We start from the raw sequence: 20107 nt of genomic DNA, 5'->3' as shown, positions 1-20107 counted from the left end.
TATGGATAAATTGATTATTACCGGTGGCGCCAGCCTAAACGGAGAGATCCGTATTTCAGGCGCAAAAAACTCTGCCTTGCCGATCCTGGCTGCCACCTTGCTTGCGGATACGCCTGTAACTGTTTGCAATCTGCCGCATCTGCATGACATCACTACCATGATCGAATTGTTCGGTCGTATGGGGGTGCAGCCGGTTATCGACGAAAAGCTCAACGTTGAAGTAAATGCTTCGACTATCAAGACGCTTGTAGCGCCCTATGAGCTGGTCAAGACCATGCGCGCCTCTATTCTGGTGCTGGGTCCGATGCTGGCTCGTTTCGGTGAAGCCGAAGTCGCACTGCCCGGCGGATGTGCCATTGGCTCGCGTCCGGTCGATTTGCACCTGCGCGGCCTTGAGGCGATGGGTGCCCAGATTGAAGTCGAGGCAGGCTATATCAAAGCCAAGGCTCCAGCGGGCGGCCTGCGTGGCGCACATTACTTCTTTGATACCGTCAGTGTAACCGGTACTGAAAACGTTCTGATGGCGGCAACGCTGGCCAAAGGACGTAGCGTCATCCAGAACGCTGCACGTGAGCCGGAAGTCGTGGATCTGGCCAATTGCCTGATCGCCATGGGAGCCCATATTGAAGGTGCCGGTACCGATACCATTACGGTAGAAGGTGTCGAGCGTCTGGGTGGCGCCCGTTATTCCGTACTGCCCGACCGTATCGAGACGGGTAGTTATCTGGTTGCGGCGGCGGCTACCCGTGGTCGCGTCAAGCTCAAGGATACTGATCCTTCCATTCTCGAAGCCGTTCTGCTCAAGCTGGAAGAGGCAGGTGCCCACGTTTCTACTGGATCCAACTGGATCGAGCTGGACATGAAAGGGAATCGACCCAAGGCAGTCAATGTGCGTACTGCACCGTACCCTGCATTCCCAACAGATATGCAGGCGCAGTTCATCTCCATGAACGCTGTGGCAGAAGGCACAGGAACGGTCGTTGAAACGATCTTTGAAAACCGCTTCATGCACGTCTATGAAATGACTCGCATGGGTGCTCAGATCGCTGTGGAAGGTAATGCTGCCATCGTAACCGGCATTCCTCACCTGAAGGCTGCCCCCGTAATGGCTACTGACTTGCGTGCATCGGCCAGCCTGGTAATCGCTGCGCTGGTAGCGGAAGGCGATACCCTGATCGACCGCATCTACCATATCGATCGGGGTTATGAGTGCATCGAGGAAAAGCTACAACTTCTGGGTGCTAAAATTCGCCGTGTTCCGGGTTAAGGGCTCATGCTGACTATCGCGCTTTCAAAAGGCCGAATCCTGAACGATACGCTGCCGCTTCTTGCGGCGGCGGGTATCGTCCCAACTGAAGACCCCGATAAAAGCCGCAAGCTGATCATCCCCACAAGTCTGGATGATGTGCGTTTGTTGATCGTACGTGCGACCGACGTGCCGACCTACGTTGAGCAAGGCGCAGCTGACTTGGGTGTTGCGGGAAAGGATGTGCTTATGGAGCACTCTGGCCAAGGACTCTACGAGCCGCTGGATCTGCAGATCGCCAAATGCCGGCTGATGACAGCGGGTGCAGTAAATGCTCCAGAGCCACGTGGCCGCCTCAAGGTAGCGACCAAGTTTGTCAATATCGCCAAACGTTACTATGCCGAGCAGGGACGTCAGGTCGATATCATCAAGCTCTATGGCTCCATGGAGCTTGCACCGCTAGTAGGGCTGGCTGACAAGATCATTGACGTGGTCGATACAGGTAATACCTTGCGCGCCAATGGGCTTGAGCCACAGGAGCTGATTGCCCATGTTAGCTCTCGATTGATCGTCAACAAGGCTTCGATGAAAATGCAGCACGCGCGTATCCAGGCGCTGATCGATGTGCTGCGTGCTACGGTCGAAGAGCGACACCAGGCCTGACCTTTCGCACGGCTGATGCCGTGCCTGCCTATCCGTGTCATAGCCAATTTTCTCAGGTACCCGCACGGCAGGGCTGATACTCTAGCGGTGCCTGAGACTAGCCATTGATAAGAGGCTTCGCTATGACCGCACCGATTACGCTTCGCCGACTCGACGCTGCCGATCCTGATTTCGCGCGTCATCTGGATCATCTGCTGAGCTGGGAAAGTGTTTCTGACGCTGGCGTCAATCAGCGAGTCCTGGAGATTATCGAGGCTGTTCGCACCCGAGGGGATGAAGCTCTGGTGGAGTTCACACAGCGCTTTGATGGCGTCCAGGCTAGCTCAATGTCTGATCTGATTCTGCCTCGCGAAAGACTTGAGTTGGCTCTTACGCGCATTACCGATGAGCAGCGAAATGCTCTTGAGCATGCAGCAGATCGTGTTCGCAGCTATCACGAAAAGCAAAAGCAGGACTCCTGGCGTTATACGGAAGCGGATGGCACCGTTCTTGGGCAGCAAGTGACGCCGCTTGATCGGGCTGGGTTATATGTACCTGGCGGCAAGGCTTCCTATCCCTCTTCGGTGTTGATGAACGCCATTCCTGCCAAGGTTGCCGGTGTTGCTGAAGTTGTAATGGTCGTGCCAACGCCTCGCGGTGAAATCAACGAGCTGGTGCTCGCTGCTGCGTGCATTGCAGGCGTGGACCGCGTTTTTACTGTGGGTGGTGCGCAAGCAGTAGCGGCACTGGCTTACGGTACGCAAAGCGTCCCTCGTGTGGACAAGATCGTAGGGCCAGGCAATATCTATGTTGCAACGGCCAAGCGTCATGTCTTCGGACAGGTGGGTATCGACATGATTGCCGGGCCCTCCGAGATTCTAGTGGTCTGTGATGGCCAGACTGATCCAGACTGGATCGCCATGGATCTGTTTTCTCAGGCTGAGCATGATGAAGATGCCCAGTCGATACTTGTCAGCCCTGATGCCGAGTTTCTGGACAGGGTTGCTGAAAGTATCGCTCGTCTTCTGCCGACAATGGAGCGTGCTGAAATCATCCGGACGTCCTTGGAAGGACGAGGTGCTCTGATTCATGTTGCCGATCAGGCTCGGGCCTGCGAGGTCGTCAATCGCATTGCGCCTGAGCATTTGGAGCTCTCTGTAGCTGATCCTGAAGCCTGGTTGCCGGGTATTCGCCACGCGGGCGCGATCTTCATGGGGCGTTATACCGCTGAGGCACTGGGAGATTATTGTGCAGGGCCCAACCATGTTCTACCCACGTCCGGCACTGCACGTTTCTCTTCTCCTTTGGGCGTGTATGACTTCCAGAAGCGCTCGTCCTTGATCTTTTGTTCCGCGGATGGCGCTTCAGTGCTGGGTCGTACCGCCTCGGTGCTTGCGCGTGGGGAGTCCCTGACAGCTCATGCGCGCAGCGCTGAATACCGGATCAAGGAGTGATGTCATGAGTCGATTCTGGAGTCCCTTCGTCGAGAAGCTGGTGCCTTATGTACCTGGCGAGCAGCCCAAGATTGCCAATCTGGTAAAACTCAACACCAACGAAAACCCCTACGGCCCTTCGCCCAAGGTTATTGATGCGATACGGGCCGAACTGGGCGAGGGCTTGCGGCTGTACCCTGATCCCAATGGGGATCGGTTGAAGCAGGCGGTAGCAGAGTATTATTCAATCAATGTCGAGCAAGTGTTTGTAGGCAATGGTTCGGATGAAGTGCTTGCCCATATCTTTCACGGCTTGTTTCAGCACAAGGCGCCCTTGCTGTTCCCGGACATTTCTTACAGCTTCTACCCGGTGTACTGTGGGTTGTATGAAATTCCATTCGAAGCGTTGCCACTGGATGAACACTATCAAATCAATCTGGAAGACTACATCCGGCCTAACGCCGGTATTATTTTCCCCAATCCTAACGCGCCTACAGGGTGTCTGGTAGGGTTGGAGCACATCGAGTCGCTTCTGCAAAAGAACACGGACTCGGTTGTGGTGGTTGATGAAGCCTATGTGGATTTTGGTGGCGAGACTGCTATTTCACTGGTGGGTCGTTATCCAAATCTGCTAGTGACTCAAACGCTCTCCAAGTCCCGCTCCCTGGCAGGCTTGAGGGTTGGGCTGGCAGTAGGTCATCCCGATCTCATCGAAGCATTGGAGCGGGTCAAGAACAGTTTCAATTCATACCCGCTTGATCGGTTGGCGCTGGCAGGCGCCGTCGCAGCGTTTGAAGACAGGGACTATTTCAGTCAAACGTGCGGAGCAGTGATTGAAAGCCGAACGGTGCTGGTAGCCGAATTGGAAGCACTGGGTTTCCATGTGCTGCCCTCTGCTGCAAATTTCGTGTTCGCTCAGCACCCTTCGTATGAGGGGGCTGAATTGGCGGCTGCACTGCGTGAAAGACGCGTCATTGTGCGTCATTTCAATAAGCCTCGAATCGATAAGTTCTTGCGTATCACTATTGGTACGCCAGAACAAAATGCTGTTTTGATCGAGGCGTTGAAGGACTACGGACTCGCCTGATGGAAGAAAAAACGGCGCCTATGGGGCGCCGTTTTTTTGTGTTGACTCATCAGAAGAGGGCTCGGATGACGTGCTGGTATCAATGGGTGGCCTTAAGCCTATGATTCCGGTCAGTTTAAGCGGCTTTCCATTGCGAAGCACTTCTATCGAGATCTTGTCTCCGGGTCTTCTGCGTGCGACCTGATTCATGGACTGGCGACCATCGATCGCAGGTTCGTTGTCCAGCTTAAGCAGAATGTCGCCTGGCTGCAGGCCGGCACGTTGTGCCGGACCGTTGGGGTAAACCCCAGAAACGACAATGCCGTCCTGATTAGGCAGGTTGAGCGAGGCGGCAAGCTCTGGGGAAATACGTTCTACCTCAACCCCTAGCCAGCCGCGGATTACCTGGCCGTGGGCAATGATTGATTGCATGACGTCCATGGCCAGTTTGATGGGAATGGCGAAGCCGATACCCTGCGAGCCACCGGATAAAATCGCTGTGTTGATACCAATCAGATTGCCGTTGGCATCTACCAGTGCCCCACCAGAGTTACCCAGGTTAATGGCTGCATCTGTCTGGATGAAATCCTCATAGGTATTTAGCCCCAGCTGGTTACGGCCTGTGGCACTGATAATACCCATGGTCACCGTCTGACCTACGCCGAACGGGTTGCCAATAGCCAGTGCCACATCCCCGATGCGAATGGCTTCCGAATGGCCGATGGAGATGGCCGGAAGACTATCCAGATCAATCTTGAGAACAGCCAGATCTGTATCGGGATCGCTTCCTATCAGATGCGCCACCGTCTGCCGGCCATCCTGTAACGCTACGACAATGGTATCGGCGTCAGAGGTGACATGGTTGTTGGTCAGCAGATAGCCTTCATGGCTCATGATCACTGCCGAACCCAGGCTCAGCTCTTCGTTACTCTTTGGTGGATTCTTATCAAAGTAGGGTTTGAATAAGGGGTCATCCTGAATTGGCGCGCTGGGCTTCTTGGGATGCTTGGTCGAACGTAGTGAAACTACGGCCGGAGCTGCCTTGCTGGCGGCATCAGCATAAGAGACCGGGCCTTGAGTGCGAGGGGAGGTCTCAGTCGTCTGCTCGAAATGTACCTGCTGCTTGGGCAAGCCTACCCATTCAGGAAATCGAATGACTACCACCGCTGCCAGCAGGATGCCTACCACGATGGGCCAGCCGTAGGAGCGCAAGGCCTTTAACATTATTACCAATCCTTGTTGCGAGGCCTGTGTACGGCCGATAAGGTGCGGCCATTATACGGAGCTGCCTTTGTCTATAAAGACATGCGAACCGATTGGTAGAGCCTGTTTAATGGAGAATATAACCATGACCATAGCCTTGACGACACTGCTGGATGAGGCGAACCGCTATCTTGATGCTGCTGCAATCAAGGATTACTGCCCCAATGGCCTGCAAGTGGAAGGTCGCGCTACGGTGGGTCGTATCGTTAGCGGTGTGACCGCAAGCCAGGCGTTGTTGGATGCCGCGATAGAGGCGGGAGCCGACATGGTGCTTGTGCACCACGGCTACTTCTGGAAAAGCGAGGATCCGCGTGTCATCGGAATGAAGCAGCGTCGACTCAAGACCTTGATCATTAATGACGTGAGCCTGGTGGCTTATCACCTGCCGCTCGATTTGCATCCTGTGGTGGGTAATAACGTTCAGCTGGCCGAGCGCTTGGATATCACGGTTGAGGGAGGGATCGAGCCAGGTGATCCACGCTCTATCGTTTTGCAAGGGACACTAAGTGAACCGCGTACCGCTGCCGAGTTTGCAGCTCATATCAAGCATGTTCTAGGGCGCGAACCTCTCGTAATCGAGGGTGATCGCCCCATCAAGCGGATCGCCTGGTGTACAGGGGGAGCCCAGGGTTATATCGATCAGGCTATCGCCGCTGGTGTTGATGCCTATCTTACAGGTGAAGTATCGGAGCAGACCGTTCACAGTGCGCGTGAAAATGGCATCAGTTTTTTTGCGGCTGGCCATCATGCGACCGAGCGTTACGGCGTTCAGGCTTTGGGAGAGTATCTTGCAGGACGTTTTGGCATAGAGCATGTCTTCATCGACAGTTCGAATCCGGCTTGAATATATATATAGAACACTTGGTTCTAAGCAGGCTCCTGAATAGAAGAGTTATGCTGTGGTATCGTGAGTGTTCGTCCACGGCCCGCTGGCCGTCCCTCCGCAATTCCGTGAGTAGCCATGCTCGATAAACTGACTCATTTGAAACAGCTCGAGGCGGAAAGCATCCACATCATTCGTGAGGTGGCCGCCGAATTCGACAACCCTGTGATGTTGTATTCCATCGGTAAAGATTCCGCGGTAATGCTGCATCTGGCGCGTAAAGCCTTTTTTCCCGGCAAGTTGCCGTTTCCTGTTCTGCACGTCGATACAGGCTGGAAATTCAAAGCCATGTACGAGTTTCGTGATCGCATGGTCAAGGAAATGGGGCTGGATCTTCTGATTCACCAAAACCCAGAAGGTGTCGCTCAGGGAATCAATCCCTTTACACATGGTAGCGCCAAGCATACCGATGTGATGAAGACTCAAGGCCTCAAACAGGCACTGGACAAATATGGCTTCGATGCTGCCTTTGGCGGCGCCCGTCGCGATGAAGAAAAGTCTCGTGCCAAGGAGCGCGTCTATTCGTTCCGTGACACCAAGCACCGCTGGGATCCAAAGAACCAGCGCCCGGAGTTGTGGAATATCTACAACGGCAACATCAATAAGGGCGAATCGATTAGGGTCTTCCCACTTTCGAACTGGACCGAGCTGGATATCTGGCAATACATCTATCTGGAGAGTATCCCGATCGTTCCGCTGTACTTTGCGGCAGAGCGGGACGTGATCGAGAAGAATGGCACGCTCATCATGATCGACGACGAGCGTATTCTCGAACACCTTTCCGACGAGGAAAAAGCACGTATTCAGAAGCAGCAGGTCCGCTTCCGTACCCTGGGTTGCTATCCGCTTACCGGGGCGGTCGAGTCTTCTGCGGCTACGCTACCCGATATCATTCAGGAAATGCTGCTGACTCGGACCTCCGAGCGTCAGGGTCGAGTCATTGACCATGATGCGGCGGGGTCAATGGAAGAGAAGAAACGTCAGGGGTATTTCTAATATGTCGCATCAATCCGAACTGATTAGTCAGGACATCCTGGCATACCTGGCCCAGCACGAGCGCAAGGAGCTACTTCGCTTCCTGACGTGCGGCAACGTAGATGATGGCAAGAGCACCCTGATCGGTCGCCTGCTGCATGATTCCAAGATGATCTATGAAGATCATCTTGAGGCAATTACTCGCGACTCCAAGAAAGTCGGTACCACAGGCGAGGAAGTAGATCTGGCGCTGCTGGTGGATGGCTTGCAGGCCGAGCGTGAGCAGGGCATCACTATTGATGTGGCGTATCGTTATTTTTCTACGGCCAAGCGCAAGTTCATCATCGCCGATACCCCTGGCCATGAGCAGTACACTCGCAATATGGCAACCGGTGCGTCCACCTGTGACCTTGCGATCATCCTGATCGACGCACGTTACGGTGTGCAAACCCAGACACGTCGCCACAGTTTTATTGCATCGCTGCTCGGCATTAAGCATGTTGTGGTTGCGGTGAACAAGATGGATCTGCTGGGCTTTGACGAAGCGGTTTTCAACCGGATTCGCGAGGATTACCTGAGCTTTGCCGAGCGTATCAGTCTGGACGCCAAGGACATTCACTTTGTCCCGATGTCAGCGCTCAAGGGCGATAACGTGGTCAATCGCAGCGAGCAAACGCCCTGGTATACCGGCAAGCCGCTGATGGAGATTCTGGAAACCGTCGAGATCGCAGCCGATCGCAATATCACCGACATGCGCTTTCCGGTTCAGTACGTAAACCGTCCAAACCTGAACTTCCGCGGGTTTGCCGGTACTCTGGCCTCTGGTGTGGTGCATAAGGGTGATGAGGTTGTTGTGCTGCCGTCAGGCAAGGGTAGCCGTGTGAAATCCATCGTCACGTTCGAAGGCGAGCTGGAACAGGCTATTCCTGGTCAGGCCGTTACGCTGACGCTTGAAGATGAAATCGATATCTCCCGTGGAGATCTATTGGTTCACCCAGATAATCGCCCCCAAGTGGCGGACAGCTTCGAAGCCATGCTGGTCTGGATGGCTGAAGAGCCCATGCTGCCCGGCAAGAAATACGATATCAAGCGTGCAACCAGCTATGTCCCTGGCTCTCTGCCCAGCATCGTGCATACGGTTGATGTGAACACGCTGGAAAAAGGTCAGGCCAGCCAGCTCAAGCTGAACGAGATTGCGCGGGTCAAGGTCAGCCTGGATGCCCCTATCGCTCTAGACAGTTACGAGCGCAACCGTACCACGGGTGCCTTCATCGTTATCGATCGGCTTACCAATGGTACGGTCGGCGCAGGCATGATCATCGCGGATCCCAAGGTGGGCGGTACTGCCGATCAGCATGGCCATCAGCTACATGTCTCCACTGAGGAGCGCGCGGCTCGGTTCGGCCAGCAGCCTGCTACAGTGCTCTTTACAGGTCTTTCCGGCGCAGGCAAGAGCACGCTGGCGTACGCAGTCGAGCGCAAGCTGTTCGATGCCGGACGTGCGGTATATGTACTGGATGGGCAGAACCTGCGTCATGACCTTAACAAGGGGCTTCCGCAGGATCGTGCAGGGCGCCGTGAAAATTGGCTTCGGGCGGCCCATGTGGCCCGTCAGTTCAATGAGGCCGGCCTATTGACCCTTGCCGCATTCGTAGCGCCGGACGCCGAAGGGCGTGAGCAGGCCAAGACTCTGATTGGTCCTGAGCGGGTCATTACAGTGTACGTTCAGGCCTCTCCACAGGCATGTCGTGAACGCGATCCTCAGGGGCTGTATGCGGCTGAGGGTGACAACATCCCGGGTGAGTCCTTCCCCTACGATGTGCCGCTAAACGCCGACCTGATAATCGATACGCAAAGCCTTTCCATCGAGGAAGGAGCTAGGCAGGTAATTGCCTTGCTGCGGGCCAGAGGTCATATCTAGGTGTTAATAAAAAGCCCGGCTATTGCCGGGCTTTTTATTTATCTTTTCAGCGATGATTCTTAAGGCCGTAGGCCTCATCCAGCCCGCTGTCAGTATCGACCTTTGGCGCGTAGTCCTTGGGCGCCTCTGCAGGACCGTCCAGACGGTCGCGTGGTGATGGGTAGTTGTCATGGCTATGCAGGGCCGCTTGTAGGCGCTGGCGTGTCAACTCGTCCAGAGCCAGGCGATCCGCACCTTCGGAAAGGTGACGCTGCACATCCTGGTAATTCTGGGTGAGTTTTTTCACAAGTCCTGCCGTTGTGCTGAAGTGGCTAGTGACCTCATGTTGATAACTGTCAAAGCGCTGCTGAAGCTCGTCAAGCTGGCGTTGTACTCGGTTGGGCGCGGTGCCAGGCATCAGGCGCGCAATCAGAAAGCCGATGCCTATACCAACGAGCAGGGCAATAACAGGCATTAGCCAAATAGTCAGGGACTGGTCCACGAATCTTCCTCTCTGAACGTCTTTTGCATTACGGTAACGGCTTCTTGCTGCGCTTGTACACTGTCCCATGTTAAATAGTGAGCGCAGTCAACGAGCTAGACGAGTCGACCCGATAGAGGGTCACGGAGTTCAGGTGTGTCTACACGAGAAAATCCAGTTTCGATCGAAGGGCCTTCAGGGCCACTCGAAGCCTTGCATCTTGATCAGCCTGACGCCCGTGGCGTAGCGATCATCTGCCATCCGCATCCCCTGTTTGACGGGACTATGCACAATAAGGTCATTTCTACGCTGCAACGTACTGTAAGGGATGCAGGCTTTTCCACGCTACGTTTCAACTTTCGAGGCGTAGGACAAAGCGCTGGAAGCTACGGTGAGGGAGCAGGTGAGATTGATGATGCCTATGCGGCTGCACAGTGGTTGATAAGGCAGCACCCAGGGGTACCTTTAACCGTCATGGGGTTTTCATTCGGTGCCTGTGTGGCGGGATGCCTGGCAGGGCGTCTGGAAGGAGACGGGCAGGCATTGACTCGTCTGTTCATGCTGGCTCCTTCTGTCGAACGCTTCGATATTGAAGGTAAGCTACCGCTGCGCTGTCCTTTGACGGTCATTCAGCCCGAGGCCGATGAAGTCGTTACGCCGGAAAAGGTCTATGCCTGGTCTGAAGCGTTGCAGCAGCGCCATGAGTTGATCAAAGTCCCTGAGTGCAGCCATTTCTTTCATGGCAAACTGACCGACCTCAAAGCGCTGGTCCAGCCTCGACTGGACTGATTAAGCCGTTGCGTCCGAAGACGCCGTAATTGGCGGCCATGCCTGATACTGGCCGCCCTAGATGAGAATGCACCATACGCCATGACCACACGTATTCTGACCGGTATTACCACAACCGGTACTCCTCACCTTGGTAATTATGCAGGCGCTATCCGTCCTGCCATTGTAGCCAGTCGCTCGGCCGATACCGACTCGTTTTATTTCCTGGCGGATTATCACGCCTTGATCAAGTGCGATGATCCGTTGCGTATTCAGCGCTCTCGCCTTGAAATTGCTGCTACATGGCTGGCGTGTGGTCTTGATCCTGAAAGGGTCACGTTCTATCGCCAATCCGATATTCCAGAAATACCGGAGTTGACATGGCTGTTAACCTGCGTCACCGCCAAAGGCTTGCTCAACCGCGCTCATGCTTACAAGGCTTCCGTTGACAAGAACGTCGCTGCTGGCGAAGACCCGGATGCTGGCGTCACGATGGGGCTATACAGCTATCCGGTCCTGATGGCAGCAGACATCCTGATGTTTAACGCTCATCAGGTACCGGTAGGTCGGGACCAAATCCAGCACGTTGAAATGGCACGTGACATCGCTCAACGCTTCAATCATCTGTTTGGTGCCAGCAAGGATTTCTTTGAGCTGCCTGAAGCGCTTATCGAGGAGACGGTTGCCACGCTGCCGGGGCTGGATGGTCGCAAGATGTCCAAAAGTTACGATAACACGATCCCACTTTTTGGGACCGCCAAGCAGCTCAAGGAGGCGATTGCCCGTATCGTCACTGATTCGCGAGAGCCGGGCGAACCCAAAGATCCGGACAGCGCTCATTTGTTTACGCTTTATCAGGCATTTGCTACAGCCGAGCAGACGGCCGAGTTCCGTCATGATCTGCAGGGTGGTCTGGCTTGGGGAGAGGCCAAGCAGCGTCTGTTCCAGCTTTTGGAGGCAGAGCTGGGCGAGGCAAGAGAGCATTACAATGCATTGATTGCCAAGCCAGACGACATTGAAGACGTTCTTCTAGCCGGTGCTACCAAGGCGCGTAAGATAGCTACACCGTTCCTGGGTGAGTTGCGCGAGGCTGTGGGGCTTCGCTCCCTGAATGCCCAGGTCAAGACTGAAAAGACCAAGAAAAAGGCCACGAAGCGGGCGCGTTTCGTTAGCTTCCGCGAACATGATGGTACTTTCCGCTTCAGACTGCTGGCCGCCGATGGCTCTCAACTGCTGCTTTCTCGCGCCTTTGCGGATCCAAAAACCGCTGGGCAGATGACGCAGCGCCTCCAGAGCGAGGTTGGGCAGCTGGAAGTCAAGGCAGAAGAGCTACGCTTCACGGTATGGCTGGCTGGCGAGCCTGTGGCGGAAAGCCCGGACTTCGCTAATGCCGATGAGCGTCAACACGCTGTTGATGCCTTGCGTGAAGCACTGGTGGAAATGACTGCCGAGTAATGGCGCCTATCGCCGAGGCGGGCAGCTTAAGCCGCTTGCCTCGTTAATTGTCAACTTGGAAGCTCGCCGCTAAAGTGAGCTCCCCTTCGAATCTATGCAGCCTGTCATGACACCCTTAGAGCGCTACAAGGCCGATCTGGAACGTCCCGACTTTTTTCATGACCCTGCTCAGGAGCAGGCGGTAAAGCATCTTCAGCGGCTTTATGATGACCTGGTTAGCCAGGCAGACAGCAAGCCTGGGTTGCTAGGCCGTCTTTTGGGTAAAAAGCCCGCCGGCCCTGTAAAGGGGCTTTATTTCTGGGGCGGAGTAGGGCGCGGCAAGACCTATCTGGTTGACACCTTTTATGACTCACTTCCCTTCGACAAGAAGATGCGTACCCACTTTCATCGGTTCATGAAGAGGGTGCATGAGGAGTTGAAGACGCTAAAAGGTGAGAAGAACCCATTGACCATCATTGGTCGGCGCTTTGCGGACGAAGCTCGTGTCATCTGCTTTGACGAGTTTTTCGTATCGGACATTACCGACGCCATGATTCTGGCAACACTGCTGGATGAGCTGTTCAAAAACGGCGTATCGCTAGTGGCAACTTCCAATATCGTCCCTGACGGGCTTTACAAGGATGGATTGCAGCGCGCCCGCTTCTTGCCTGCGATTGAATTGCTGAAGCAGCACACCGAAATCGTCAATGTCGATAGCGGTGTGGATTATCGTTTGCGTGCGCTGGAGCAGGCTGAGCTTTATCACTGGCCGTTAACGGAGCAGGCCGAGACGGAAATGGCCAAAAGCTTCAAGGCGCTTACGGTGGAGTGCGGTAGTGCATCAACTGGTGAGCCGTTGGTTATCGAGAACCGGGAGATCAAACCACGCAAGACGTGCGACGATGTAGCCTGGTTCGAGTTTCGAGAGCTCTGTGACGGTCCTCGTAGCCAGAACGACTACATTGAGCTGGGTAAGATCTTCCAGGCGGTACTGGTTTCCAACGTCGAGCAGATGAATGCAACGAAAGACGATATGGCGCGTCGCTTCATCAACCTGGTCGATGAGTTCTACGACCGTAACGTTAAATTGATCCTGTCGGCAGAAGTTGAGCTTAAGGATCTGTATGCAGGTGGACGGCTCGAGTTTGAATTTCAGCGTACGCTGAGCCGTTTGCTGGAAATGCAATCCCACGAATATCTGTCGAGAGCGCATAAGCCATAAGATTCAGGGGCCGCAAGTGTGGCCCTGCTGTTATCTGGAACTGGCTGCATCCAATCCGGTTCGAATACCGTAATGGTAACGACAGGAGTCAATGTGGCTACTTCACCTTTCAATGAGTGGGACGGCACGCCCGCCGCTGCGCGCAAACAGCAGATTGAGCTGGCCAAGCAGGTCAGACTGGAGGATGACTTTCCTTCGCTGCGTCTGATTGCTGGCGTGGATGTAGGCTTTGAGGAGGAGGGTGCCGTGACCCGTGCTGCGGCCATCCTGCTCAATGCTGAAACATTGGATCCCATTGCTCAGGCGGTAGCTCGTATCCCCACCAATATGCCCTACATTCCTGGGTTGCTTTCCTTTCGGGAGCTGCCTGCGGTTCTGCAGGCCTTATCGGAGCTGCCTGAAACCCCGGACCTGATCTTTTGCGATGGTCACGGGATTGCTCACCCAAGGCGCTTGGGTATTGCCGCCCACTTGGGGGTCGTTACAGGACTGCCAACGATAGGGGTTGCGAAAAAAATCCTGACGGGAAGCCATGAACCTTTGGCAGAAACACGGGGCTCTCAAGTGGACCTGCTTGCCAAGGGAGAGTTGATTGGCACTGTTTTACGCAGCAAGGACAAGGTAAAGCCTCTGATCGTGTCGCCCGGTAATCGGGTCAGTTTGAAAACAGCACCGGAACTGGTTATGGCGTGCGTGCGTAAACACCGCCTGCCCGAGCCGACCCGATTGGCTGATCGACTGGCTTCTCGGCGAGACAAGTCTTCTCAGGCATCAGGTCAGCTTGAGGATCAGGGTGATTTATTCTCGTAGCGTAAGCGCTTTCTTGAGGGAAAGCGCTTTTCCGTTAGGGCGCTGGATTGGGTTGGATTTTATGAATGGCCTCAATGCCTGCGACCACTTCCTCCGATAGCGTCAGATTTATGCTGTCGAGATTGCTTTGAAGCTGCTCCAGAGAGGTCGCTCCAATGATATTGCTGGTAACAAATGGACGGCTGGTAACGTAAGCCAGTGCCATTTGTGCAGGATCAAGGCCGTGCTGCTTGGCTAGCTGAACGTATTGTTCGGTAGCTCGCATCGTTTCAGGATTGTTGTAGCGAGTGAAGCGGCTGAACAGTGTCAGGCGTGCGTGTTCCGGCCTTGCACCGTTGGCATACTTTCCGGTTAGCATGCCAAACGCCAGTGGCGAATAGGCCAGGAGCCCGCATTGCTCGCGGATAGCGATTTCCGCCAAACCTACTTCAAAGGATCGGTTCAGGAGGTTGTAGGGGTTCTGAATGGTGACTGCACGTGGCCAGCCGCGCTCTTCCGCCAGTTGAAGAAAGCGCATCGTGCCCCATGGTGTCTCATTGGAAAGTCCGATATGGCGAATCTTTCCCGCCTGGACCTGCTCATTCAAGACTTCAAGCGTTTCCTCAAGCGGCGTAAACGTCTTGTCGTTATGGACATAGCCTAGCTTGCCGAAAAAATTGGTTTCTCGGTCCGGCCAATGCAATTGATAAAGGTCGATGTAATCCGTTTGCAGACGTTCAAGGCTACCTTCCAGTGCCGCGATAATGTGCTGCCGGTTGTGCTTTAGGTTGCCGTCACGGATGTGGGAAATGTTATTGCCCGGCCCGGCAACCTTGCTGGTCAGGATCCATTGGTCACGGTTGCCTCGTTTCTTGAAATAATTTCCGATAATGCGTTCTGTCTGGCCATAGGTCTCTGGTCGCGGCGGGACAGGGTACATCTCGGCGGCATCCATGAAATTGATGCCATGTTCTGCTGCCCGGTCTATTTGAGCGAAAGCTTCATCCTGGGTGTTCTGCTCTCCCCAGGTCATGGTGCCCAGGCAGAGCTCGCTGACGCTGATGGTGGTTCGTCCAAGGCTACGATACTTCATTTAATTTCCTTTCTTGATGTGATAACAGTTGATATTTTCACAGTAATCGTCATAATTCCGCAGCTTTATTGACAGGGGATGCCTAGCCTGTCGATTTTCGCCGTAGCGGACGCGCTGACCCGAGCCCCCGATTAGCGTCTGTTTCCGGCTGCCCTTGACTTGTCAAGGATCGTACTGTTCTGTAAGATTTGCCGTCTTTTTTCAGGCGGCCCTGAGGCCATAACGAATGAAAACCTTCACAGCAAAACCGGAAACTGTTAAGCGCGACTGGTATGTCGTCGACGCTGCCGGCCAGACCCTGGGTCGTCTGGCTACTGAAATTGCTAGCCGTCTGCGTGGCAAGCATAAGCCGGAATACACTCCTCATGTTGATACTGGCGACTATATCGTTGTTATCAACGCCGAGCAGGTTCGTGTAACTGGCGCCAAAACTACCGACAAGATGTACTACCACCATTCCGGCTTCCCGGGTGGTATCAAGTCGATCAACTTCGAAAAGCTGATCGCTCGTGCTCCTGAGCGCGTTATCGAAACCGCAGTCAAAGGTATGTTGCCGAAGAACCCGCTGGGTCGCGACATGTATCGTAAGCTGAAGGTTTACAAAGGTAGCGTTCATCCGCATACCGCTCAGCAGCCTCAAGAACTGAAGATTTAAACGGGATAGTACATAATGTCGGCGACTCAAAATTACGGTACTGGCCGTCGTAAGACAGCTACCGCTCGCGTTTTCCTGCGTCCGGGCACTGGCCAAATTTCCATCAATAATCGTAACATCGACGTATTCTTCGGTCGTGAAACAGCTCGCATGGTGGTTCGTCAGCCGCTTGAGCTGACTGAAACCCTCGAGAAGTTCGACGTGTACGTAACTGTTGCGGGTGGTGGTGTTAGCGGCCAGGCCGGTGCTATTCGTCACGGTATCACTCGTGCTCTGATCGAATACGACGAAACCTACCGCAGCTCTCTGCGCAAAGCGGGTTATGTTACCCGTGACGCGCGTGAAGTTGAGCGTAAGAAAGTCGGTCTGCGTAAAGCGCGTAAGCGTCCGCAGTACTCCAAGCGTTAAGCTCCAGCAGCTTCGCTTGCAAAACCCAGTCTCTTTCGAGACTGGGTTTTTTTTTTGCCCTGCGTCTGTTGCCTAGATATGTTTGGGCAGGTTTGGCTAGAGCAGATGAATAGGTTCTCTCGTTGAATTTAAGTATCCTCTGCCTTCGCGTGACATGGCTTGGGTGGTGGTGGCCGAAGGGGCTTTGAATGAGTGATGGGGGTGTCAATCAGGGGCGTCGCCGACTATTGGTGGCGGCAACCTCGGTAATAGGTGCAGTGGGGGTCGCTGGCGCCGCTATCCCGTTTATTAAATCATGGTCTCCAAGTGCCAAGGCGAAAGCCGCTGGCGCTCCGATAAGGGTCAATATTTCCAAGTTGGAGCCGGGGCGGCAAATTGTCATTGAATGGCGTGGTCAGCCTGTTTTTGTACTCAGACGTGGCGCAGATGCATTGGAGCGCCTGTCGAGGTTGGAAAATCAGCTGGCTGACCCTGATTCTCATGACTCAATACAGCCCGATTATGTGAACAGTCGCTTGCGTTCAATCAGGCCGGATGTGCTGGTCGTGGTAGGTGTTTGCACTCATCTGGGCTGCTCCCCGATCTTTAGGCCGGAAGTTGCTCCTGCTGACCTAGGAACGGAGTGGTTGGGAGGATATTTCTGCCCATGTCATGGCTCACGCTATGATCTGGCTGGAAGGGTGTACAAGGCGCAGCCTGCGCCGCTCAACCTAGTGGTTCCGCCTTACGCTTACGAGTCTGAACATATTATTGTGATAGGCATGAGTCAAAAGGAGGCGGGATGAGCAGGTTGAAGGCTTGGCTAAATGCTCGTTTTCCTGCTTCGCGTCTATGGAGCGAGCACCTAAGCCACTATTACGCACCCAAGAACTTTAATGTCCTTTATTTTTTTGGATCCCTGGCCTTGCTTGTCCTGGTCAACCAATTGGTAACAGGCATTTGGTTGGCGATGAGCTATACCCCCACGGCAGCAGGTGCCTTTGCTTCAATTGAATACATCATGCGCGATGTCGATTACGGCTGGCTCATTCGCTATCTGCATTCAACAGGCGCCTCAGCTGTTTTTATTGTTGTCTACCTGCATATGTTTCGAAGCCTGCTCTATGGGTCTTACCAAAAGCCGCGCGAGTTAGTCTGGGTCTTTGGCATGTTGCTGTATCTTCTACTCATGGCCGAGGCGTTCATGGGATACCTGCTGCCTTGGGGGCAGATGTCTTATTGGGGGGCTCAGGTAATCATCGCTTTGTTTGGCGCCATTCCTGTAGTGGGCGAAGACCTGGCGCAATGGATACGCGGCGATTACCTAATTTCAGGTATTACGCTCAATCGTTTCTTTGCGCTGCATGTTATCGCGCTGCCACTACTGCTGGTCGGGTTGGTGGTGCTGCATATTCTTGCCCTGCACGAAGTGGGTTCCAATAATCCGCTGGGGGTGGATATCAGGAAAAGCCTTGATGAAACGGGTAAGCCGCTTGATGGTATTCCCTTTCATCCGTATTACACCGTCAAAGACCTAATGGGTGTGGCGGTCTTTCTCTTTATCTTCTGTAGCGTGGTTTTCTTCTTTCCTGAAGGTGGTGGTTATTTTCTGGAGAGATCGAATTTTGAAATTGCCGATCCGCTGAAGACGCCTGAGCATATCGCTCCAGTTTGGTATTTCACGCCTTTTTACGCGATGCTTCGAGCTGTGCCTGACAAGCTGGCCGGCATCATGATTATGGGGGCAGCTGTTGCCGTCCTATTCGTAGTGCCCTGGCTAGATCGCAGTCCTGTAAAGTCGATGCGCTTCAAAGGATGGATGAGCCGATTGGCGCTGTTGCTCTTTTGTATGGCCTTTGTAGCGCTTGGCGTACTAGGGATTCTTCCCCCTACGTCTGAACGGATTTTTCTATCTCGCTTGGCTACTGTGCTGTACTTTGGCTATTTCGTCTTCATGCCGTTTTACACCCGTGTCGAGCGGGTAGGTCTGGTACCTGAGAGGGTAGTAAGGTGATGCTGTTCAGGCTAATGGCATTGCTGGTGCTCACGTGTATGCCATTAGCCCTGAAGGGGGTGGAAAATGTTCCGTTTGAGAAGGTTCGCGTTGACCTTTCTGACAAGGCCGCCCTTCAGGAAGGGGCGCGCACCTTTGTTAATTTTTGTATGGGGTGTCATGGCACCCAGTATCAGCGTTATGAGCATGTAGCTAGGGACCTTTCCATTCCTGAGGATGTTCTACAAAAAACACTGATTTTTACTGAGGCCAAGCCAGGCGATCACATGACTTCAAGTATGCGTGCTGAGGATGCAATGGGCTGGTTTGGCGCCGTACCTCCTGATTTGACGCTGGTGGCTCGCGTTCGAGGGGAAGACTGGCTGTATCACTATCTCAAAGGATTTTATGAAGATCCCTCCAGGCCCTGGGGCGTGAACAACCTCGTATACCCCAATGTAGCCATGCCAAATGTCCTGGGCGCTTTGCAGGGCCGTCAGGCCTGTCTGCCTGTAGAAGAGAATAGCGCAGGCAGTTGCAGGGAGCTTGTTGTCATTTCAGGGGCAGGATCGCAAACCGCTGAGCAGTTTGACCAAACGGTTCGCCATCTTGTGGCTTTTCTAGCGTATTCAGCGGACCCGAATAAAGAAAAGGCTGAGCGGATTGGCGTTTATGTTCTGGCGTATCTGGCAATTCTTTTTGTATTTGCCTACCTGCTCAAGCGAGAATATTGGAAAGACGTCCAATGATGTCTGTTTTTAGTGGGATCTGTGCCGTGAGGTGCGATCGTTTGCCCTGTTTGGGGCTGCACAGCGAAGAAGTGTATGGCTAATGTAACGCGTCTCACCTGTTTTTCTGACTCTAGGGATCCGTACTCGCATCGTGTTCGCCTTGTGCTTGCCGAGAAGCAGGTCGATGTGGAAGTTAAAGATATCGATCCTGCCAGGTATCCGGCAGCACTGGCTGATGCGAATCCCTACAGGACGCTACCTGTTCTGCAGGATCGTGATCTTGTGTTATATGACTCGACCATCGTGCTGGAGTATTTGGAGGAGCGTTATCCCCATCCTCCGCTATTGCCGGCTTACCCTGTTGCTCGAGCACAGATGCGATTGCTCATGCATCGCATCCAGAAGGATTGGTGCGACAACGCTGATCTCATCATGAGTCAGCAAAAAGGAAGTGGTGATGTTCAGCAGGTCCGCCGGCAGCTCGTCAGCAGTCTTACTTCGGTTGCTCCTCTTTTTGCAGACAAGAAATTCTTCTTAAATGAGGAAATGAGCTTGGTTGACTGCTATTTATTGCCTTTGCTCTGGCGTTTACCTGGCCTGGGTGTTGAGTTGCCGCGACAAGCCAAGCCGATTTTTGATTATATGGATCGCCATTTCGTCCGCGATACCTTTCAGGCGAGCTTGTCGCCAGTTGAGCGCGAGATGCGCTGATAGGAGGAACATAATGAATTCAAGCCGTCCCTATTTGATTCGGGCGCTGTATGAGTGGATCGTGGATAACGATTGCACACCGCATATCCTGGTCAATGCGGACTATCCGAATGTGCTGGTTCCGCCGGGCTATGCCAGTGACGGTCAGATTGTTCTCAACGTTGCGCCAGGAGCTATTCGCCAATTGCACATGGATAACGAAGCCGTGAGTTTCGATGGGCGGTTTGGTGGTGTAGCCCATAGTCTCTATGTGCCCACCCAAGCTGTTCTGGCTATCTATGCGCGCGAAAATGGGCAGGGGATGGTGTTTGATCTGGAGCCTTCTTCTCCAGATGATGATCCCAAGGGTAAGCCGGAAGGTTCTGCGCCTAAGTCCGCACCAGGCAAGCCGCAAGGGCGGCCTAGCCTGAAAGTAGTCAAGTAAAACGAAACCGC

At 53.9% G+C, this 20107-nt stretch carries 21 protein-coding genes; 18 read left to right on the top strand and 3 right to left on the bottom strand.

What is annotated here, in order from left to right:
* Position 1 precedes the first annotated feature (1 nt).
* The 4 genes from murA (at position 2) to hisC (ending at position 4408) form a co-directional block, all read left to right on the top strand.
* The gene (gene murA / locus JQR86_RS14620) at positions 2-1267 is read left to right on the top strand and encodes a UDP-N-acetylglucosamine 1-carboxyvinyltransferase (RefSeq protein WP_010797295.1); all 1266 of its coding nucleotides are present in this window, start codon (positions 2-4) and stop codon (positions 1265-1267) included.
* Between the two features lie 6 nt (positions 1268-1273).
* A complete protein-coding gene (hisG, locus tag JQR86_RS14615) occupies positions 1274-1909 on the top strand; it encodes an ATP phosphoribosyltransferase (RefSeq protein WP_019365667.1) in 636 nt (211 codons plus the stop codon).
* A gap of 122 nt (positions 1910-2031) precedes the next feature.
* On the top strand, positions 2032-3342 hold the full coding sequence (hisD, locus tag JQR86_RS14610) for a histidinol dehydrogenase (RefSeq protein WP_074827905.1): 1311 nt from the start codon (positions 2032-2034) through the stop codon (positions 3340-3342).
* A 4-nt stretch (positions 3343-3346) separates the two neighbouring features.
* Positions 3347-4408, top strand: coding sequence for a histidinol-phosphate transaminase (gene hisC, locus JQR86_RS14605; protein WP_434153793.1), 1062 nt, complete (start codon positions 3347-3349; stop codon positions 4406-4408).
* An 18-nt stretch (positions 4409-4426) separates the two neighbouring features.
* On the opposite strand, the gene JQR86_RS14600 is transcribed toward hisC, so the two are convergent.
* On the bottom strand, positions 4427-5611 hold the full coding sequence (locus JQR86_RS14600; RefSeq protein ID WP_434153792.1) for a S1C family serine protease: 1185 nt from the start codon (positions 5609-5611) through the stop codon (positions 4427-4429).
* Between the two features lie 124 nt (positions 5612-5735).
* Between JQR86_RS14600 and JQR86_RS14595 the strand changes: the two genes are divergently transcribed.
* The 3 genes from JQR86_RS14595 to cysN all read left to right on the top strand — a co-directional run bounded on the left by JQR86_RS14595 (position 5736) and on the right by cysN (position 9429).
* On the top strand, positions 5736-6494 hold the full coding sequence (locus JQR86_RS14595) for a Nif3-like dinuclear metal center hexameric protein (RefSeq protein WP_434153791.1): 759 nt from the start codon (positions 5736-5738) through the stop codon (positions 6492-6494).
* Between the two features lie 117 nt (positions 6495-6611).
* Entirely contained in the window at positions 6612-7529 is a 918-nt protein-coding gene (gene cysD, locus JQR86_RS14590) for a sulfate adenylyltransferase subunit CysD (protein ID WP_019365662.1), read from the top strand.
* 1 nt (position 7530) lies between these two features.
* A complete protein-coding gene (gene cysN, locus JQR86_RS14585) occupies positions 7531-9429 on the top strand; it encodes a sulfate adenylyltransferase subunit CysN (protein WP_434153790.1) in 1899 nt (632 codons plus the stop codon).
* Between the two features lie 46 nt (positions 9430-9475).
* Here the strand turns inward: cysN and JQR86_RS14580 are convergent, their stop codons facing one another.
* Positions 9476-9910: a YhcB family protein gene (locus JQR86_RS14580; RefSeq protein ID WP_434153789.1), complete on the bottom strand. Its 435-nt coding sequence runs from the start codon at positions 9908-9910 to the stop codon at positions 9476-9478.
* 135 nt (positions 9911-10045) lie between these two features.
* Here JQR86_RS14580 and JQR86_RS14575 point away from each other — a divergent pair, with 135 nt between their 5' ends.
* The 4 genes from JQR86_RS14575 to nfi all read left to right on the top strand — a co-directional run bounded on the left by JQR86_RS14575 (position 10046) and on the right by nfi (position 14123).
* Positions 10046-10678 carry an alpha/beta hydrolase gene (locus JQR86_RS14575; RefSeq protein ID WP_074827927.1) on the top strand — a complete coding sequence of 211 codons (633 nt, stop codon included), beginning with the start codon at positions 10046-10048 and terminating at the stop codon, positions 10676-10678.
* Positions 10679-10759: 81 nt separating this feature from the next.
* Positions 10760-12112: a tryptophan--tRNA ligase gene (locus tag JQR86_RS14570; protein WP_434153788.1), complete on the top strand. Its 1353-nt coding sequence runs from the start codon at positions 10760-10762 to the stop codon at positions 12110-12112.
* Positions 12113-12218: 106 nt separating this feature from the next.
* Entirely contained in the window at positions 12219-13313 is a 1095-nt protein-coding gene (gene zapE, locus JQR86_RS14565) for a cell division protein ZapE (protein WP_037030784.1), read from the top strand.
* A 72-nt stretch (positions 13314-13385) separates the two neighbouring features.
* Positions 13386-14123, top strand: a complete 738-nt coding sequence (gene nfi / locus JQR86_RS14560; RefSeq protein WP_312508431.1) for a deoxyribonuclease V — start codon at positions 13386-13388, stop codon at positions 14121-14123.
* Positions 14124-14157: 34 nt separating this feature from the next.
* On the opposite strand, the gene JQR86_RS14555 is transcribed toward nfi, so the two are convergent.
* Positions 14158-15195 (bottom strand): NADP(H)-dependent aldo-keto reductase, encoded by a 1038-nt coding sequence (locus JQR86_RS14555; protein WP_312508430.1) that lies wholly within the window; start codon positions 15193-15195, stop codon positions 14158-14160.
* Between the two features lie 226 nt (positions 15196-15421).
* Between JQR86_RS14555 and rplM the strand changes: the two genes are divergently transcribed.
* The 7 genes from rplM (at position 15422) to JQR86_RS14520 (ending at position 20096) form a co-directional block, all read left to right on the top strand.
* Positions 15422-15850: a 50S ribosomal protein L13 gene (rplM, locus tag JQR86_RS14550; RefSeq protein WP_010797309.1), complete on the top strand. Its 429-nt coding sequence runs from the start codon at positions 15422-15424 to the stop codon at positions 15848-15850.
* Between the two features lie 15 nt (positions 15851-15865).
* The gene (gene rpsI / locus JQR86_RS14545; protein ID WP_010797310.1) at positions 15866-16258 is read left to right on the top strand and encodes a 30S ribosomal protein S9; all 393 of its coding nucleotides are present in this window, start codon (positions 15866-15868) and stop codon (positions 16256-16258) included.
* A gap of 188 nt (positions 16259-16446) precedes the next feature.
* Positions 16447-17043 carry a ubiquinol-cytochrome c reductase iron-sulfur subunit gene (gene petA, locus JQR86_RS14540; RefSeq protein ID WP_010797311.1) on the top strand — a complete coding sequence of 199 codons (597 nt, stop codon included), beginning with the start codon at positions 16447-16449 and terminating at the stop codon, positions 17041-17043.
* Positions 17040-18251, top strand: a complete 1212-nt coding sequence (locus JQR86_RS14535) for a cytochrome b (protein WP_434153787.1) — start codon at positions 17040-17042, stop codon at positions 18249-18251. Before petA ends, JQR86_RS14535 begins: the two co-directional genes overlap by 4 nt.
* 14 nt (positions 18252-18265) lie before the next feature.
* Positions 18266-18979, top strand: a complete 714-nt coding sequence (locus tag JQR86_RS14530; protein ID WP_434154927.1) for a cytochrome c1 — start codon at positions 18266-18268, stop codon at positions 18977-18979.
* Positions 18980-19054: 75 nt separating this feature from the next.
* A complete protein-coding gene (locus JQR86_RS14525; RefSeq protein WP_074827950.1) occupies positions 19055-19672 on the top strand; it encodes a glutathione S-transferase N-terminal domain-containing protein in 618 nt (205 codons plus the stop codon).
* Positions 19673-19685: 13 nt separating this feature from the next.
* On the top strand, positions 19686-20096 hold the full coding sequence (locus JQR86_RS14520) for a ClpXP protease specificity-enhancing factor (protein ID WP_074827954.1): 411 nt from the start codon (positions 19686-19688) through the stop codon (positions 20094-20096).
* Positions 20097-20107: the final 11 nt, after the last annotated feature.

This window comes from Pseudomonas sp. JZ134 (assembly GCF_051027695.1).
GTDB classification, from domain to species: domain Bacteria; phylum Pseudomonadota; class Gammaproteobacteria; order Pseudomonadales; family Pseudomonadaceae; genus Chryseomonas; species Chryseomonas luteola.
This window is presented reverse-complemented; position numbering and strand designations above follow the sequence as displayed.

Excerpts from the sequence above, each read along its gene's own strand:
- JQR86_RS14595 (WP_434153791.1), top strand. The coding sequence starts at position 5,736 with ATGACCATAGCCTTGACGACACTGCTGGATGAGGCGAACCGCTATCTT.
- cysD (WP_019365662.1), top strand. The coding sequence starts at position 6,612 with ATGCTCGATAAACTGACTCATTTGAAACAGCTCGAGGCGGAAAGCATC.
- JQR86_RS14570 (WP_434153788.1), top strand. The coding sequence starts at position 10,760 with ATGACCACACGTATTCTGACCGGTATTACCACAACCGGTACTCCTCAC.
- hisC (WP_434153793.1), top strand. The coding sequence starts at position 3,347 with ATGAGTCGATTCTGGAGTCCCTTCGTCGAGAAGCTGGTGCCTTATGTA.
- hisD (WP_074827905.1), top strand. The coding sequence starts at position 2,032 with ATGACCGCACCGATTACGCTTCGCCGACTCGACGCTGCCGATCCTGAT.
- murA (WP_010797295.1), top strand. The coding sequence starts at position 2 with ATGGATAAATTGATTATTACCGGTGGCGCCAGCCTAAACGGAGAGATC.
- JQR86_RS14555 (WP_312508430.1), bottom strand. The coding sequence starts at position 15,195 with ATGAAGTATCGTAGCCTTGGACGAACCACCATCAGCGTCAGCGAGCTC.
- hisG (WP_019365667.1), top strand. The coding sequence starts at position 1,274 with ATGCTGACTATCGCGCTTTCAAAAGGCCGAATCCTGAACGATACGCTG.
- JQR86_RS14525 (WP_074827950.1), top strand. The coding sequence starts at position 19,055 with ATGGCTAATGTAACGCGTCTCACCTGTTTTTCTGACTCTAGGGATCCG.
- petA (WP_010797311.1), top strand. The coding sequence starts at position 16,447 with ATGAGTGATGGGGGTGTCAATCAGGGGCGTCGCCGACTATTGGTGGCG.
- JQR86_RS14530 (WP_434154927.1), top strand. The coding sequence starts at position 18,266 with ATGGCATTGCTGGTGCTCACGTGTATGCCATTAGCCCTGAAGGGGGTG.
- JQR86_RS14600 (WP_434153792.1), bottom strand. The coding sequence starts at position 5,611 with ATGTTAAAGGCCTTGCGCTCCTACGGCTGGCCCATCGTGGTAGGCATC.
- JQR86_RS14535 (WP_434153787.1), top strand. The coding sequence starts at position 17,040 with ATGAGCAGGTTGAAGGCTTGGCTAAATGCTCGTTTTCCTGCTTCGCGT.
- JQR86_RS14520 (WP_074827954.1), top strand. The coding sequence starts at position 19,686 with ATGAATTCAAGCCGTCCCTATTTGATTCGGGCGCTGTATGAGTGGATC.
- zapE (WP_037030784.1), top strand. The coding sequence starts at position 12,219 with ATGACACCCTTAGAGCGCTACAAGGCCGATCTGGAACGTCCCGACTTT.
- cysN (WP_434153790.1), top strand. The coding sequence starts at position 7,531 with ATGTCGCATCAATCCGAACTGATTAGTCAGGACATCCTGGCATACCTG.
- nfi (WP_312508431.1), top strand. The coding sequence starts at position 13,386 with ATGGTAACGACAGGAGTCAATGTGGCTACTTCACCTTTCAATGAGTGG.
- rpsI (WP_010797310.1), top strand. The coding sequence starts at position 15,866 with ATGTCGGCGACTCAAAATTACGGTACTGGCCGTCGTAAGACAGCTACC.
- rplM (WP_010797309.1), top strand. The coding sequence starts at position 15,422 with ATGAAAACCTTCACAGCAAAACCGGAAACTGTTAAGCGCGACTGGTAT.